Source organism: Marichromatium sp. AB31 (assembly GCF_003718685.1).
Classification (GTDB): Bacteria; Pseudomonadota; Gammaproteobacteria; order Chromatiales; family Chromatiaceae; genus Marichromatium; species Marichromatium gracile.
On sequence record NZ_RHFI01000039.1, the window covers coordinates 1 to 16,014 of the forward strand.

Genomic DNA, 16,014 nt, shown 5'->3' on the forward strand with positions numbered 1-16,014 from the left:
ATCTGCTGCTTCCGGGGCCGGCGCGGCGCCTGGCGCGCGCGCTGCTCGGGCGGCGCGGCGGGGACGCGCTGCCGCCGGGGCTGGAGGCCTTCGCGATGGCCGGGACCCAGGTCTTCCCGGTCGGCGGTTACGGCAACCTGGTGATCAACCTGCAGGGACGTCAGCCGCAGGGGGTGGTGCCCGAGTCCGAGTACGAGCCGCTGCGCGCGCGGCTGATCGCCGCGCTCGAGGGGCTGCGCGACCCCGACACCGGGGCGCGCCTGATCGAGCGGGTGTGGCGGCGCGAGGAGGTCTATCCGCACTGTCTGGCGCAGACCCCGGACATCATCATCCGCTGGAGTCCCGGCTATTACTGCGTCGGCGAGCAGGAGCTCGGCTTTCTCGGCATCCGTCCCGCGCCCGACGCGCTGACCACCGCGCACCGCTGGTCGGGCAACCACCTGCCCAACGGCGTGCTGATGCTCGCCGGTCCCGACATCGTCCCCGGCGCCGGATTCGACGAGGCGGCCATCATCGACGTCGCCCCGACGCTGATGGCGCTGCTCGGCGAGCCGGTGCCGAGCCACATGGACGGGCGGGTGCTGACCGAGGCGCTGAGCGCGGATTTCCTCGCCCGCCACCCGCCGCGCACCGCCGACTACGACCTCGACATCGGCGAGACGCGGCCCTTCAGCGAGGCCGAGAGCGCCTGTATCAACGAACGGCTCAAGGATCTGGGGTATCTGTGATGGTGCGGATGCTGATCCGGGACCTGCTGCTGTGGCTGCACTGGTATCCGCTGCGCTGGCTGGCGCAGCGGTTGCCGCCGTCCTGGCTGTACGCGCTGGGGCGCGGGCTGGGCGCGGTGGTGGCGCTGCTGGCGCGCGGCAAGGCCGCCGAGTTCGCCGCGGCGATGGCCGCCGCCCCGGCGCTGGCGGCGCTGCCGCGGCGCCGTCGCTGGGTGCGCCGGGCCTTCCAGAACCGTCTCTGCAACGAGCTGGAGGTGCTGGTCTTCCCGCGCCTCGGGCCGGCGCGGATGGCCGGTTTCGTGCGCTGCGACGACTGGTCCGAACTCGATGCCGCGCTGGCGCGCGGTCAGGGCGCGATGCTGCTGCTCGCGCACTTCGGTGCCAACCAGATGGCGATGCCCGCGCTCGGTCACGCCGGCTACCGGATGTGCCAGATGGGGGCCTCGCCGCTGGTGTGGCGCGAGCGCATCAGCCATCGTCGCTTCTCGCCCCTGGAGGCGCGCACCCTCGAGCTGCGCTGGCGGCACGAGTGCGCGCTGCCGGTGCGTCATATCGACGCCTTCGGCTCGTTGCGCCCGGCCTTCGCCTGTCTGCGCGCCAATCAGGTGCTCGGCATCGCCATCGACGGCGCCGCCGGCAGCGACTGGGCCGAGGTCGATTTCCTCGGCGCGCGCGCGCGCTTCTCCACCGGCGCGCTGCGCATCGCCGCGCGCACCGGTTGCGCGGTGCTGCCGACCTTTCTGGTGCGCGAGCCCTCCGGGGTCAGCCGGCTGGAGATCGGCGCACCGCTCGAGTGGGGCGCCGACCCCGCCGACCCGGCGGCGCTGGGCGCGGCGATCCAGGACTATGCCCGGCTGCTCGAGCGGCGGGTGATCGCGCAGCCCTGTCATTACCTGCCGTTCCTCGCGCTGCGTCGCATGACCGCGCTCAAGGAGGGCGAGCCGCCGCTGCTGCTCGAGACGCCCTCGGCCCCACCCGGAGGTCTGCCCGCATGAAGCTCACCCTGATCACCCCGACCCCGCCCGACATCAGCGCCTTCGACGTGCGCGCGCTCTCGGCCCATGTCCGCGCCTGCGGTCACCAGTGCCGGTTGATCTTCCTGCCCGGCAGCATCGGCCGGCTGCGCGCCGATCGCGAGGTGATCTATCACTATCCGCCCGAGGTGCTCGACGATCTCGCGACGCTGAGCGCCGACGCCGACCTGATCGGGCTGTCGTTCATGACCCAGTACTTCGACCGCGCGCTGCAGGTCACCGAGCACCTGCGCCGGGTCCACGACGCCCCGCTGGTGTGGGGCGGGGTGCACCCCTCGAGCCGCCCCGACGAGGCGCTCGAGCACGCCGACATGGTGGTGATCGGCGAGGGCGAGCACACCCTGGTCGAGCTGCTCGAGTGTCTGGCGCGCGGCGCCGATCACCGCCGGGTGCGCGGGCTCTGGGTGCGCGAGGGCGAGCAGCGTCACCGCAACCCGCAGCGCCCGCTGATCGACGATCTCGACAGTCTGCCGCCGTTCGACTTCTCCAACGACGATCACTATGTGCTCGATCCGCGCGCCGGGCGCCTCCGGCCGCTCACCGACGCGCTGCTGCGCGAGATCCTGCCGCTGTTGCCGGGACCGAGCGGTACCCTCAGACGCGCCTTTCGCACCATGACCGACCGCGGCTGTCCGCACCGCTGTACCTATTGCAGCGTCTCGGCGATCAAGGCGCGCTGCGCCGAGGACGGGGTGCCCTATCTGCGCTTTCGCGGTGTCGAGCGGGTGATCGCGGAGCTGGTGGCGGTGCGCGAGCGCTTCCCCTTCGTCGAGGCCTTCCAGTTCTTCGACGACACCTTCTTCGCCCGTCCCCGCGCCCAGATCGAGGACTTCGCCGCGCGCTATCGCGAGCGCGTCGGTCTGCCCTTCTACGTCCAGGCCAGCCCCTCGACGCTCAACGAGCGCAAGCTGCTGGCGCTGCTCGATGCAGGGCTGGTCTATGTCGAGTTCGGCATCCAGAGCGGCAGCGAGCGGATCAAGCGTCTCTACGACCGCACCGAGTCCAACGAACGGGTGGTGGCCGCCGCCGAGCTGCTGCACCGTCACCGCGACCGCCTGCTGCCGCCGGACTATCACGTCATCACCGACAACCCCTGGGAGACCGAAGCCGACGCCATGGACACGGTGCGGCTGCTCTACCGGCTGCCCAAGCCGTTCGGGCTGGCGGTCTCGAACCTGGTGTTCTACCCCCACACCCCGCTCTACGACCGCGCCGTCGCCGAGGGGCTGCTCACCGACACCGGCCCGGCACTCTATCGCAAGCCGTTCTTCGCCCCCCGTCGCACCTACCCCAACTTCCTGCTGCACCTGTTCACCTTCCAGCACGTGCCGCGCTGGGTCTATCGGGTGCTGATCAGCGAGCGCGCGGTGCGGCTGTTCTCGCGCCCGGCGCTGCTCGCGCCGCTGGGCCTGGTCACCCGGGTCGGCGAGGGGCTGCGGCTGCTCGCCAAAGGGGGCGGGGCGCTGGCGCGCGGCGACTGGTGGCGGATCGCGCGCTATCTGCAGCGGTTGCGCCCGGTCGACCCCGGGGTGACCGGACGCCGGCACTGAGGCGCGCGCCGGCGGAGCCGGCCGTGCGCCAGGGCCGGACGGCGTCGCGGCCATCGTCGTGACGCATCCCCGGTCGCGCCGCGCCAGGAGGGCGGGGCGTGACCACGACCCGGCAACCGAGGAGGAGCCCGCGGATGCGCATCGCGTTGATCTCGCCCTTCCCTGACATCACCGTGTTCGGCCTGCGCACCATGTCGGCCTATCTGCGCGAGCGCGGCCACTGGACGCGGATGATCTTTCTGCCCGACCCGGCCTGCGACGAGGACTACGGCGAGGAGCGCTATCGCCCCGAGACCCTGCGTCAGCTGGTGGCACTGTGTCGCGACGTCGATCTGGTCGGCATCACCCTGATGACCAACTACTTCGCCGCCGCGCGCCAGATCACCCACGCGATCCATGCCGCGACCTCGGTGCCGGTGGTCTGGGGCGGGGTGCACGCCACCATCTGTCCCGACGAGTGCATCGTCCACGCCGACATCGTCTGTGTCGGCGACGGCGAGGAGGCGCTGCTCGATCTCGCCGACGCGCTCGGTCGCGGCGCGGCCATCGACGCCCTCGCCAACCTCTGGGTGCGGGCGGGGGACGGGGCGATCAGTCGCAACCCGCCGCGACCGCTGCTGCGCGACCTCGATCGCTATCCGGCGCCCGACTACAGCCTCGCCGACCACCACTTCATGGTCGCCGACGGCACCATCACCCCCTTCACCCGCGAGCTCACCGAGCGTCATCTGCGTACCGGCACCGTCTCCAACCTGCTCGGCAAGATGGGCTACCAGACCATGACCGGGCGCGGCTGTCCGCATAAGTGCTCCTACTGCGCCAACGACGCGCTCAAGAACCTCTACGACAAGCGCGGCTATCTGCGCTGGCGCAGCGTCGAGCACGTCATCGACGAGCTCGAGCAGGTCAAGCGCCGCTTCCCGGACATCGGCTTCGTATGGATCTCGGACGATGCCTTCTTCTCGCGCCCGAGCGCCTCGCTGGCGGCCTTCTGCGCCGCCTACAAGGAGCGCATCGGGCTGCCCTTCTCCTGTCTGGCCAGCCCGCTGACGGTGACCGAGGAGAAGATGGCGCTGTTGGTCGACGCCGGTCTGGTCTACGTGCAGATGGGCATCGAGAGCGGCAGCGCGCGGATGCAGGCGCTCTACAACCGCGCCCGCATGGACAACCGCCGGGTGCTGCGCGCGGCGCGGATCATCAACCGCTATCGCGCGCGGATGTTCCCGCCGAGCTACGACTTCCTGCTCGACGTGCCCTACGAGCGCACCGAGGACACCCTTGAGAGCCTGCGTCTGATCGCCCGCCTGCCCAAGCCCTACCGTCTCCAGCCCTTCTCGCTGGTGCTCTATCCGGGCACCGAGCTGCATCGCATGGGGGTGCGCGACGGTCATGTGCGCGATGCCCATCGCGACGTCTATGCCAAGAGCTACAACATGCGCGCCGGCAGCTATCCCAACCTGCTGTTCGCGCTCGCCCAGGGCGGGCGCATGCCGGGGCCGCTGCTGCGACTGCTCGCCAGCCGGCCGCTCGGGCGGGTGCTCGGCGCCGCGCCGCTGCGCCCGGGCTTCGCCTGGCTCTATCGCGCGCTGCGCGCGCTCAAGGCGCGGTTGCGCCCGGACGGGGGGCGCGCGGCATGAGGGTGTTGCTGATCCAGGCCTTTCTCGGCGGCAACGAGCCGCTGGTCTTCCCCATCGGGCTCGGCAGCCTGGCGGCGAACCTCGTCGGCCACCAGGTGCGGGTGCTCGACACCAACCTGGTCGAGTCGCCGCGCGCCGCGCTCGCCGAGGCGCTGGCCGAGTTCGCGCCCGAGGCGATCGGCATCTCGCTGCGCAACATCGACTCGACCAACAAGCGCGAGGTGGTCTTCTACTACCCGCTGCTCGGCGAGCTGCTGGAGGTGATCGAGCGGCATGCTCGCGCGCCGGTGATCATCGGCGGCTCGGGCTTCTCGATGTTCGCGCGCGAGATCATGGAGGCCGAGCCGCGCCTCGACCTCGGCGTGCACCTCGAGGGCGAGGAGACGTTGCAACTGCTGCTCGAGCGTCTCGATCGTCCCGAGACCGTACCCTCGGTGTTCTATCGGCGCGACGGCGCGCTGCACTTCTCCGGGCCGCTGCAGGGACCGGTCGATCTCGACGCCATCGCGTTGCCCGAGCGCGGCGCGCTGCGGGTCGGCGACTATCGCGCGGGCTTCGTCGACGCCATCGGGGTGGAGACCAAGCGCGGCTGCCCGCTGAGCTGTGTCTACTGCATCTACGGCTATCTCAACGGCAAGCGGATGCGGCTGCGCGACCCGCGGCTGATCGTCGACGAGATCGAGGCCCTGGTGCGCGATCACGGGGTGGAGCGCTTCACCTTCGTCGACTCGGTGTTCAACCTGCCGCGCGCCCATGCCGAGCGCATCTGTCGCGAGCTGATCGCGCGCGGGGTGCGGGCGCGCTGGTCGGCGTGGATCAACGAGCGTCACGCCGATGCCGCGTTCATGGCGCTGGCGGTGCGCGCCGGTTGCGTCCACGCCATCTTCTCGCCCGACGCCATCGCCGATCCGACGCTGCGCCGTCTCGGCAAGGACATGCGTCGCGCCGACATCCTGCGCATCTACCGTCTGCTCTCGCGCCACCCCGGGCTGGAGGTGAGCTACAACTTCTTCCGCAACCCGCCCGGCCAGACCCTCGGCAACCTGCTCTCGATCCTGTTCTTCGTGCTCCGCGCCAGGCTGCGTCTGGGGCGTCGGGTGCACTTCGAGTTCAGCGTGCTGCGCATCGAGCCGCACACCGGGCTGCACCGCATCGCCCTGGAGGAGGGGGTGGTCGATCCCGACGACCCGCTGCTCTATCCGCGCTACTACACCAACCCGCGCACCCGTCATCTCGACCGTGCCTTCGATGTCCTGCTCTGGCTCAAGGGGCGCATCGGTCGGCTGCGCGCGCGTCGCGCCGCCGCGGCCAGCAGTCCCACCGAGGAGGGCGCATGAGCACCGGTCCCTACAAGATCGTCAACGCCCGCAAGCGGCGTCTGACCCGGCTCGCCGACCTGATCGGCGCGACCCTGAGCCTGCCCTGGCGGCAATGGCGCCGGGCGCGCCCGCTCGACCCCGCCGAGGTGCGCGAGATCCTGCTGATCCGCACCCTCTATCTCGGCGACGTGATGATGACGGTGCCGATGCTGCGCCCGCTGCGCGAGCGCTTCCCCGGCGCGCGCATCACCCTGCTCACCGCCACCGGCGCGGCGCCGTTGCTCGAGGGCAACCCCGACCTCGACGCGCTGATCACCTACGACCCCTTCTGGTTCAGCGATCGCAGCGGTCCGCTCGACTATCTGCGCTGGCGCTGGCGGATGCGCCGCCGGCGCTTCGATCTGGTGATCGAGGCGCGCGCCGACATCCGCGAGATCCTGATGCTGGTGCGCCCGCTGCGGGCGACCCACAAGGTCAGCTACGGCGTCGGTGGCGGGGCCTGGATGCTCACCCGGGTGGTGCCCTATCCGGGGGTGCGACACAAGGTGGAGTATCACCTCGATCTCTGTCGCGCACTCGGCTGTCGGGTCGAGGGCGTGCACTGGGACGTCCACCACAGCGCCGCCGAGCGCGCGGCGCTCGCGCGGCTGCTCGCCGAGCAGGGCCTCGCCGCGCCCTTCGTCGCCGTCCACCCGGGCTCGCGCCTGGCGCTCAAGCGCTGGCCGGCGGCGCGCTATGCCGCGCTGGTCGAGCGCGTCGCACGTCGGCTGGGACTCGCGGTGGTGGTGCTCGGCGCCCCCGGCGAGCGCGCCCTGGTGGCCGAGGTGGTCGGCGCCGGCGGGCCCCGGGTGCACGATCTCAGCGGCCGGCTCGGGCTGCGGGCGATGGCCGCGCTGCTGCGCGAGGCGCGGGTGCTGGTGTGCAACGACAGCGCGCCGATGCACCTGGCTGCGGCCGTCGGCACCCCGGCGCTGGCGCTGTTCGGGCCCTCGTCGAGCGTCGAGACCGGTCCCTACGGCCTCGGACACCGGGTGGTCGAGGTCGCGGGGCTGTGGTGTCGCGCCGAGTGCGACGAGCACGGCTGTCGTCATCCCGAGCGACAGTGGTGCATGCGCCAACTCGGGGTCGATCAGGTGTTCGCGGTGCTCTGCGAGATGCTCGGCGCCGAGGCCGCGGCGGGGGCGAACTGGTCCCAGAACTGCCACAGCCCGGGATCGCTGTCGATCCAGTGACGCAGCCGCGCGACGAAGGCCTGCTGCAATTGCTCCGGGGTCTCGGCCCCGGGCGGCGGCGACTCGATCACCGCGCGGTAGCGGTATGCGCCGTCGCGGACGAGGAAGAGGAAGCGCAGCGGTGCGCCGGCGCGTTGTGCCAGGCGGAAGGGGCCGAGCGGCAGCTCCAGGGTGTGACCGCAGCAGGCGTGGGGCAGGTGATGGCCGTAGCGCTCGGCGGTGCCGGTGCCGTCGCCGGCCATCATCAGCACCCGCCCGGCGGCGAGGCTGCGGTAGAGCTGACGCTGGAAGCGCGTGACATAGATCATCTCGGCCGGGAAGGCCTCCTCGAGGCGCAGCCGGTGGTGGAGCTGGACGCGGCGACCGATGAAGGAGAGCCCCCGCGCCGAGCGCAGCCCGAGCTGGGTCATCGGGTAGCCGAGACGACCGAGCGCGACCAGCGGCAGCTGCGAGGGGCCGAGATGGGCGTGCACCAGCACGCAGCCGCGACCCTCGGCGAGCGCGGCGTCGAGCCGGTCGCGCCCGGCGATCTCGATCACCCGCGACAGCGCCCGCCCGCGCAGCCGGTGGTAGTGGAAGACCGACAGCCGGTCGACATAGTGGTTGATCAGATAGGTGCGGCTCCAGGCGGCGATCCGCGCCGCGTCGGCGGCGGGATAGGCACGACCGAAGAGCGCGCGCAGTTGCGCGCGACGCGTGCCGGAGAGCGCCAGGTGCAAGCGCCCCATGGCGGCGAACAGCCGCAGGTTGAGCGCGATCGGCGCGCGCGCGCAGAACCAGCGCAGCGGGTACCAGATCAGCAGCCGCAGCAGGTCGCGCGCCGGGTGCTCGTGCACGATCATCGCGCGCCCCCCCGGCGCTGGCGGTAGAGCCCGGGGTCGGCGACCGCGGCCATCGCCTCGCGGTCGAGCGGGCGGTCGAGGAAGTCGGCCACGCGCGCCGCCTCGGCGGCGGGCTCGGCGATGGCGCGGGCATAGTCGACGTCGAGCACCTGGATGTGACGCTGCGCGGCGAGCCAGCCCTCGAGCGCGGCGAGCTGGCGGCGGTAGAGCGTCTCCAGGGTGGCGTCGTCGATCTTGTCGGGATCGGTGCCGCGACGCACCAGCATGGCGCGCTGCGAGGCCAGCACCTCGCCGAGGTCGCGGCGCATGAACAGCACCCGATAGCGGTGTCCCGGGGGCAGGGCGTCGAGCAGCGGCGCGACCACCTTGATCGCCTTGCCGCGGGCCGCGCGCAGCCAGCCCGGATCCTCCTGGCGCAGCCGTTTCACCCGTTCGTGCTCGAAATAGCCGCGCGGGTTGTCGGCGTCGGCCGCGCGCGCGGCGTCGCTGAAAACCTCCACCCCGCCGGCGGCGAGCATGGCGGTCATCATCGAGGTGCCCGAGCGGGGCAGGCCGGAGACGACGATGATCTCCTGGCGGCGGCGCAGACGGTCGAACAGCGGTAGCGGCATCTCGGGGGTCCGTGGCGGTGTGGGTTGAGGTCAGTTGCGCGGCGGGCGCAGCAGGCCCTGGTCGCGATACCAAGCGACGGTGCGGGCGATGCCCGCGGCGAGCGAGTGGGGCGGGCGGTAGCCGAGCTCGGCGCGGGCCTTGCCGATGTCGACATAGAGCCGGCTCTCGGCGGTCCACTCGACGGTCTTGCGCGAGAACGGCGGGCGTCCGGTCTGGGAGATGAGGAAGGGGTAGAAGGGCAGCACCTTGCCCAGCCCCTCGAAGCCGAGCCCGATGGCGCGCGCCAGCGGGATCGGGAGGCGCGGGGTCCACACCCGCACCCCCAGCTCGGCGGCGATGGCGTGGACGATCTCCTCGAGCGAGTAGGAGCGCGCGTCGGAGATGAAATAGACCTCGCCCGGACGGCCGTGCTCGGCGGCCAGGCGCAGCCCGGCGACCTGGTTGCCGACATAGCAGAACTCGGTGAGCACCTCGCGCGGGCCGATCAGCGGGTAGACGCCCTTCTCGATCACCCGGAAGAGCCGCCCGAGCAGGATCGGCTCGCGCTCGCCATAGGTCATCGGCGGGCGCACCACCACGGTCTCCAGAGTGCCGTCGGCGGCGGCCTCGCGCACCAGCCGCTCGGCCTCGAGCTTGCTCCGGCCATAGATGTTGCGCGGGTGCTGGGGGCTGTCCTCGGTGAGCGGGCGCCCGTCGCGCGAGGTGCCCACCGCCTCGATGGTGCCGGTGAACACGAAACGGCGCGCGCCGGCGCGGCGCGCGGCCTCGAGCAGCAGCCGGGTGCCCTCGACGTTGACCGCCCGGTAGCGGGCGTCGGGGACCCGGGCGTCGTGTCTGGAGATGGCGGCGAGGTGATAGACCTGCCCGACCCCGGCGAGCGCCGCCTCCAGGCTCGTCGCGTCGAGGAGGTCGCCGTGACGGATCTCGGCGCCGCAGGCGCTCAACGCCGCGCAGTCCTCGCCGGGACGCACCAGGGCGCGCACCGCGATCCCGTCGGCGCGCAGCGACTCGACCAGATGCCCGCCGATGAAGCCCGCCGCGCCGGTCACCAATGCCACTCGTGTCATCGCGTCAGCCTCCTCGGGTCGTCACCGGCGCCGTGCGCGCATCAGGTACGCGACGAACGTTAATGAGCCGCGCCGGCGGCGTCAACGCTGTGATGACCCCGGCGCCCTGGCTGCGCCCGGACGGCACGGCTGTGGCATGATCGCCTCCCTCGATGGGCGCCCGCCGGTGGTGCGCCCGGTCGCCGACGACACAGGACACCGATACCCATGCACAGCCCCCAGCCCCTCGATCCCTCACTGATCCGTGAACAGGCGCGCGCGGCGCTCGCCGAGGACCTCGGCAGTGGCGACGTCACCGCCGCGCTGCTGCCCGCCGATCAGCAGGCGCGCGCCGAGCTGATCACCCGCGAGTCGGCGGTGCTCTGCGGTCGGGACTGGTTCGAGGCGGTGTTCCATGCACTCGATCCGGCGATCCGCATCGACTGGGAGGCGGCCGACGGCGCGCGCGTCGCGCCGGGGCAGCGGCTGTGCGTGATCACCGGCCCGGTGCGCGCGCTGCTCACCGGCGAGCGCACGGCGATGAACCTGCTGCAGACCCTCTCGGGCACCGCCACCCGCACCCGTCGCTTCGCCGACGCCGTCGCCGGGCTGCCGGTGGCGGTGCTCGACACCCGCAAGACCCTGCCGGGGCTGCGGTTGCAGCAGAAGTACGCGGTGCGCTGCGGTGGCGGCACCAACCACCGCATGGGGCTGCACGACGCCATCCTCATCAAGGAGAACCACATCCTCGCCGCCGGCTCGATCGCCGCGGCGGTGACCGCGGCGCAGGCGCTGCAGACCGGCTTGGAGATCATCGTCGAGGTCGAGTCGCTCGCCGAACTCGAGCAGGCGCTGGCCGCCGGCGCGCCGACGGTGCTGCTCGACAACTTCGACAACGATCAGTTGCGCGAGGCGGTGGCGCTGAACGCCGGGCGGGCGCGGTTGGAGGCCTCCGGCGGGGTGAACCTCGAGACCATCCGCGCGATCGCCGAGACCGGGGTCGACCGCATCTCGGTTGGCGCGCTCACCAAGGACGTGACCGCGGTCGATCTGTCGATGCGTCTGGAGGTCGCCTGAGCCTCGCTCAGCGCGGCGTGCCGGGGGCGCCGAGGTGCTGTTCGAGCACCTGCAGCCGCTCGCGCAGGCGCTCGTTCTCCTCGAGCAGGTCGAGCGCCAGCGCGGTACCGGCGAGGTTGAGGTCGAGGTCGTGGCGCAGCCGCACGGCGCGGCGCGCGCGGCGCACCGCGATCCCGTCGAAGCGCCACTCGGCGGGGAGGCTGCCGCAGGGGTTGAGCAGCCCCTCGGCGACCATGCACTCGATCAGGTGGTGCTCGGCGTCGCAGAGCACGCACAGCTCGACCAGCGACAGGCTCAGGCCCTCGTCGAGCACGATGCCCTCGAAGATCCGCTCCAGCTGCTGCATCGGCGATGTCCTCCCTCGTTGAGCCGCGCGCTACACCCCGAGGTCGGCGCGCGGGTTGAAGTCTAGCTGCTCGGCGAGTTTGCGATAGGCGCGCCGTGCCGCCTCGGTGGTTGCCGGCGGCGCCTGGATCTCGAGCGTCACCAGGGTGTCGCCGGGCGGATCGCCGGGCAGCCCGCGCCCCTTGAGCCGCAGCCGCTGCCCGGACTGCGAGCCCGGCGGGATCTTCAGGCTGACGGTGCCGCCGAGGGTGGGCACGCTCACCGCGGCCCCGAGCGCCGCCTCCCAGGGCGCCAGGGGCAGGCGCAGGTGGATGTCGCGTCCGTCCGGGGTGAAGTGCGGGTGGGGCTTCAGCTCGACCTCGAGATAGAGATCGCCGGCCGGTCCGCCGCCGAGCCCGGCGCCGCCCTGGCCGGCGAGCCGGATCTGTCGGCCCTGGGTGACCCCGGCGGGGATGCGGACCTTGAGGGTGCGGGCGTTGCCCGAGGACTCGACCCGTACCTGGCGGGTGACGCCGCGATAGGCCTCGTCGAGATCGAGGGCGATGCGCACCGTCTGGTCCTGGCCGCGGCGTCGCGGCGGCTCGGCGCCGCCGAAGGCGCGCCCGAAGATGCTGGAGAAGAAGTCGCTGAAGTCGCCGACGTCATCGGCGTTGAAGCGGTAGTTGCCGCGGCGCCCGCCGCCGGGCGGCGGGCGGAAGTCCTGACCGGCGCGCCAGCCGCTGCCGAGCGCATCGTAGGCGGCGCGCTTCTCGGGATCGTGCAGCACCTCGTTGGCCTCGTTGATCTCCTTGAAGCGGGCCTCGGCGTCGGACTCCTTGCTGACGTCCGGGTGGTACTTGCGCGCGAGCTTGCGATAGGCCCGCTTGATCTCGTCCTGGGAGGCGTCGCGCGCCACCCCGAGGGTCTTGTAGTAATCCTTGTATTGCATCGTCTGCTCTCGCGGAATGGACGGGCCCGATCATGCACCGCGCCGTGATGGCGCCTGCGTCTGTGGCGGCGGGCCGATCGTCGTCTGATCGCTGGATAGTCGTTGCGGCGGGGCGATTGTCAAGCGTGGCGGTGAGGGTGCGTCTGGTTCAGTCCGTCTCCGCCGGGCTGTGGGCCGGGACGGTGCGCTCGCGCGCCCAGGCGCGCAACGCCGCGATCCGCTCCTCCATCACCACCGCCAGCGGCTGGGTGGCGGCCAGCTCGGCGAGCAGCGCCTCGGTGTCGGGGCGGCGCTCGGCGCCGTCCTCGGCATAGCAGGCGGCGACCACCGCCTGCTCGATCCCGGCGCCGGTGAAGCCCTCGCTCGCCGCGGCGAGGGTGTCGAGGTCGAGTGCGGTCGGGTCGATGCCGCGGCGCGCGAGATGGATGGCGAAGACCTCGCGGCGCACCCCGGCATCGGGCAGGTCGACGAAGAACAGCTCGTCGATGCGGCCCTTGCGCAGCAGCTCGGGCGGCAGATGCGAGACGTCGTTGGCGGTGGCCACCAGGAAGACCCGGGCGCGGCGTTCGGCCATCCAGGTGAGCAGGGTGCCGAGCACGCGTCGGCCGACGCCCTCGTCGCCCGAGCCGCTGGCCAGCCCCTTCTCGATCTCGTCGATCCACAGCACGCAGGGTGCCATCACCTCGGCGGTGCGCAGCGCCTGGCGCAGGTTCTTCTCGGTCTCGCCGATGTACTTGTCGTAGAGGGTGGCGAAGTCGAGACGCAGCAGCGCCACCCCGAAGCGTCCGGCGACGGCCTTGGCCGCGAGGCTCTTGCCGCCGCCCTGGACCCCGAGCAGGAGGATGCCGCGCGGGCGGTCGCGGCGCTCGTCGGCGTCGAGGAAGGGCGCGCGGCGGCGGTCGAGCCAGGCCTTGAGGTTGTCGAGCCCGGCGATGTCGGCGAAGGTGCGGGTGTCGTACTCGAAGGAGACCACGCCGTCGGGGCTGAGCAGGGCGTACTTGGCGCGGCGCAGGGCGGCGACGTCGTCGCGGGTGATGGCGCCGTCGTCGCGCACCGCGTTGCGGATCAGCCGCCGGGCATCGGACTCGGTGAGACCGAGCAGGTTGTTGGCCAGCTGCTCGACGGCCTCGCGGCTGGCGCGCAGCGCGCGCCCGGGCGCGGCCTCCTGCCAGGCGCGGGCCTCCTCGCGGATCAGCTCCATGATGCGCTTGCGCTCGGGCAGGCGCAGCTGGAAGCGCACGCTCAGATGACGCAGCTCGGCGGGCAGTTCGAGCCCGTGGCTGACCAGCACCAGGGTGCGTGCGCAGGTGGCGTGGGTCTGGGCGATCTCCTTGAGCAGACGGACGTGGATCGGGTCGTCGAGATAGGGGTGGAAGTCGAGCAGCAGATAGAGCCCGGGCTGATCGAGCGCGTGGATGTGACGCAGCGCCTGGCGCGGCTCGGCGAGGTTGCGTTGCGGTTCGGCGTCGAACTCGAGCCGGCGCAGTCCCTCGGTCACCGTCCAGCGGAAGGCGGGCTGGCCGAGACGGATCGCCAGCCCGGCGAACAGCTCGACCACGCGCGCCTCCTCGACCGATTCGATGATCAGGATCGGGGTGTCGGCGCGCAACAGCAGCTCGAGATCGTGCAGATCCGGCATGGGGAGGTTGGTGGTGTCGGTGACGGGCATGATCGGGGACCGCTCGGTGGCGTCTCGTCGACGTCTCCGGCAAATTTACCAACATCATCGTCGACAACCCAGTGACAGCGCGGGGCGAGGCTGCGAAGATGCGGAGACGCGCCGCGTCGACCTGTCTCCCCACCCCGTCCCAGGTCCGCAGCCCGCTCCACCCGCTGAGCGGGCCGGGGCGTCGTCCCGTGGTGGACGACGGCGGGGCACGCGGCCCCATCACAGCCATCAGCACCGGCCTGGCAGGGCCTCCAGGCGTAGCGAGAGAAGAGCCATGAGCGACAAAGACCACTTGATCATCTTCGACACCACCCTGCGCGACGGCGAGCAGAGCCCCGGGGCCTCGATGACGCGCGAGGAGAAGGTGCGCATCGCCAAGGCCCTGGAGCGGCTGCGCGTGGACGTCATCGAGGCCGGTTTCCCGATCGCCAGCCCGGGCGACTTCGAGGCGGTCGCGGCGGTCGCCGAGCAGATCAAGGACAGCCGTGTCTGTGGTCTGGCGCGGGCGCTCGACAAGGACATCGATCGCGCCGGTGAGGCGCTGGCCAAGGCCAACGCCGGACGTATCCACACCTTCATCGCCACCTCGCCGATCCACATGGAGAAGAAGCTGCGGATGCAGCCCGAGCAGGTGATCGAGCAGGCGGTGGCGGCGGTGCGGCGGGCGCGGCGCTATACCGACGACGTCGAGTTCTCGGCCGAGGACGCCGGGCGCTCGGAGATCGACTTCCTCTGTCGCATCACCGAGGCGGTGATCGAGGCCGGGGCGACCACGGTGAACATCCCCGACACCGTCGGCTACAACATCCCCGACCAGTTTGGCGCGGTGATCGCGGCGCTGCGCGAGCGCGTGCCCAACGCCGATCGCGCGGTGCTCTCGGTGCACTGTCACAACGACCTCGGGCTGGCGGTGGCCAACTCCCTGGCGGCGGTGCGCAACGGCGCGCGCCAGGTCGAGTGCACCATCAACGGGCTGGGCGAGCGCGCCGGCAACGCCGCGCTCGAGGAGATCGCGATGGCGGTGCGCACCCGTCAGGACCTCTTCGACTGCGACACCCGGCTCGATACCACCCAGATCGTCACCTGCTCGCGTCTGGTCTCGGGGATCACCGGCTTCACCGTCCAGCCCAACAAGGCGGTGGTCGGCGCCAACGCCTTCGCCCACGAGTCGGGCATCCACCAGGACGGCGTGCTGAAGAACCGCGAGACCTACGAGATCATGCGCGCCCAGGACGTCGGCTGGAGCGAGAACCGCATGGTGCTGGGCAAGCACTCGGGGCGTAACGCCTTCCGCAGCCGCCTCCACGACCTCGGCATCGAGTTCGCCTCCGAGGAGGAGCTCAACGCCGCCTTCGCCCGCTTCAAGGATCTCGCCGACAAGAAGCACGAGATCTTCGACGAGGACCTCCAGGCACTGGTCACCGACGCCAACCTCGATGCCGCCAACGAGCGCGTCAAGCTGGTCTCGCTGCGGGTGTGCTCGGAAACCGGCGAGACCCCGAACGCCGAGCTGGTGCTCGCCATCGACGGCGCCGAGCGCAGCGCGGCGGCGAGCGGCAGCGGTCCGGTCGACGCCGCCTTCCGCGCCATCGAGTCGGTGGTCGAGAGCGGCGCCGAGCTCAAGCTCTACTCGGTCAACGCCATCACCAGCGGTACCGACGCCCAGGGCGAGGTGACGGTGCGACTGGAGAAGGGCGGGCGCGTGGTCAACGGGCAGGGCGCCGACATCGATATCGTCATCGCCTCGGCCAAGGCCTATGTCAACGCCTGCAACAAGGTGCTGCACGGCGCCCGCCGCGCCCACCCGCAGGGCGCGGACGTCTGAGTCGGGATGGACGAGCAACGTCGTCTGAGCTATCTGGCGCGGATGGGGGTGCATGCCTGGCAGCCGCGCGCGGACGAGCACGACGGCGCCGCGGCGGCGCCGCTCGAGATGCCGCCGGCGGTCCCGCCACAGGCGCCGCCCGCGACCCTCGAGCCGGCACGGCCCCGGCC

14 protein-coding genes are annotated in these 16,014 nt (G+C 71.8%); 8 read left to right on the forward strand and 6 right to left on the reverse strand.

The features are described 5' to 3' along the window. The 6 genes from EBL84_RS17145 to EBL84_RS16285 form a co-directional block, all read left to right on the forward strand. On the forward strand, positions 1–728 hold a 728-nt coding region (locus tag EBL84_RS17145), incomplete at its 5' end, for a hypothetical protein (RefSeq protein WP_223807046.1). 8 nt (positions 729–736) lie between these two features. After that, complete coding sequence (locus EBL84_RS16265; protein ID WP_190287990.1) at positions 737–1,723, forward strand: lysophospholipid acyltransferase family protein; 987 nt, start codon at positions 737–739, stop codon at positions 1,721–1,723. Then, positions 1,720–3,312: a radical SAM protein gene (locus tag EBL84_RS16270; RefSeq protein ID WP_123141750.1), complete on the forward strand. Its 1,593-nt coding sequence runs from the start codon at positions 1,720–1,722 to the stop codon at positions 3,310–3,312. The genes EBL84_RS16265 and EBL84_RS16270 overlap by 4 nt, the downstream gene beginning before the upstream one ends. A gap of 134 nt (positions 3,313–3,446) precedes the next feature. Further along, on the forward strand, positions 3,447–4,949 hold the full coding sequence (locus EBL84_RS16275; RefSeq protein ID WP_123141751.1) for a radical SAM protein: 1,503 nt from the start codon (positions 3,447–3,449) through the stop codon (positions 4,947–4,949). After that, positions 4,946–6,286: a radical SAM protein gene (locus EBL84_RS16280; protein WP_123141752.1), complete on the forward strand. Its 1,341-nt coding sequence runs from the start codon at positions 4,946–4,948 to the stop codon at positions 6,284–6,286. The genes EBL84_RS16275 and EBL84_RS16280 overlap by 4 nt, the downstream gene beginning before the upstream one ends. Beyond that, positions 6,283–7,500, forward strand: coding sequence for a glycosyltransferase family 9 protein (locus EBL84_RS16285; RefSeq protein ID WP_123141753.1), 1,218 nt, complete (start codon positions 6,283–6,285; stop codon positions 7,498–7,500). The genes EBL84_RS16280 and EBL84_RS16285 overlap by 4 nt, the downstream gene beginning before the upstream one ends. Here the strand turns inward: EBL84_RS16285 and EBL84_RS16290 are convergent. From EBL84_RS16290 to EBL84_RS16300, 3 genes are read right to left on the reverse strand one after another with little or no spacing between them, the layout of a single operon-like run. Beyond that, positions 7,398–8,342, reverse strand: coding sequence for a lysophospholipid acyltransferase family protein (locus tag EBL84_RS16290; protein WP_148040323.1), 945 nt, complete (start codon positions 8,340–8,342; stop codon positions 7,398–7,400). The genes EBL84_RS16285 and EBL84_RS16290 overlap by 103 nt on opposite strands. Next, on the reverse strand, positions 8,339–8,953 hold the full coding sequence (locus EBL84_RS16295) for a sulfotransferase (RefSeq protein ID WP_123141755.1): 615 nt from the start codon (positions 8,951–8,953) through the stop codon (positions 8,339–8,341). The genes EBL84_RS16290 and EBL84_RS16295 overlap by 4 nt, the downstream gene beginning before the upstream one ends. 30 nt (positions 8,954–8,983) lie before the next feature. Further along, a complete protein-coding gene (locus EBL84_RS16300; RefSeq protein WP_123141756.1) occupies positions 8,984–10,021 on the reverse strand; it encodes an NAD(P)-dependent oxidoreductase in 1,038 nt (345 codons plus the stop codon). Between the two features lie 207 nt (positions 10,022–10,228). Between EBL84_RS16300 and nadC the strand changes: the two genes are divergently transcribed. Next, positions 10,229–11,077, forward strand: coding sequence for a carboxylating nicotinate-nucleotide diphosphorylase (nadC, locus tag EBL84_RS16305; RefSeq protein ID WP_123141757.1), 849 nt, complete (start codon positions 10,229–10,231; stop codon positions 11,075–11,077). Positions 11,078–11,084: 7 nt separating this feature from the next. Here nadC and EBL84_RS16310 read toward each other — a convergent pair whose 3' ends face one another. The 3 genes from EBL84_RS16310 to EBL84_RS16320 all read right to left on the reverse strand — a co-directional run bounded on the left by EBL84_RS16310 (position 11,085) and on the right by EBL84_RS16320 (position 14,019). Then, complete coding sequence (locus EBL84_RS16310) at positions 11,085–11,423, reverse strand: chaperone modulator CbpM (protein ID WP_123141758.1); 339 nt, start codon at positions 11,421–11,423, stop codon at positions 11,085–11,087. A gap of 30 nt (positions 11,424–11,453) precedes the next feature. Further along, positions 11,454–12,350: a DnaJ C-terminal domain-containing protein gene (locus EBL84_RS16315; RefSeq protein WP_123141759.1), complete on the reverse strand. Its 897-nt coding sequence runs from the start codon at positions 12,348–12,350 to the stop codon at positions 11,454–11,456. A gap of 148 nt (positions 12,351–12,498) precedes the next feature. Further along, positions 12,499–14,019: an AAA family ATPase gene (locus tag EBL84_RS16320; RefSeq protein WP_123141760.1), complete on the reverse strand. Its 1,521-nt coding sequence runs from the start codon at positions 14,017–14,019 to the stop codon at positions 12,499–12,501. Positions 14,020–14,293: 274 nt separating this feature from the next. Between EBL84_RS16320 and EBL84_RS16325 the strand changes: the two genes are divergently transcribed. Continuing rightward, on the forward strand, positions 14,294–15,844 hold the full coding sequence (locus EBL84_RS16325; RefSeq protein WP_123141761.1) for a 2-isopropylmalate synthase: 1,551 nt from the start codon (positions 14,294–14,296) through the stop codon (positions 15,842–15,844). Positions 15,845–16,014: the final 170 nt, after the last annotated feature.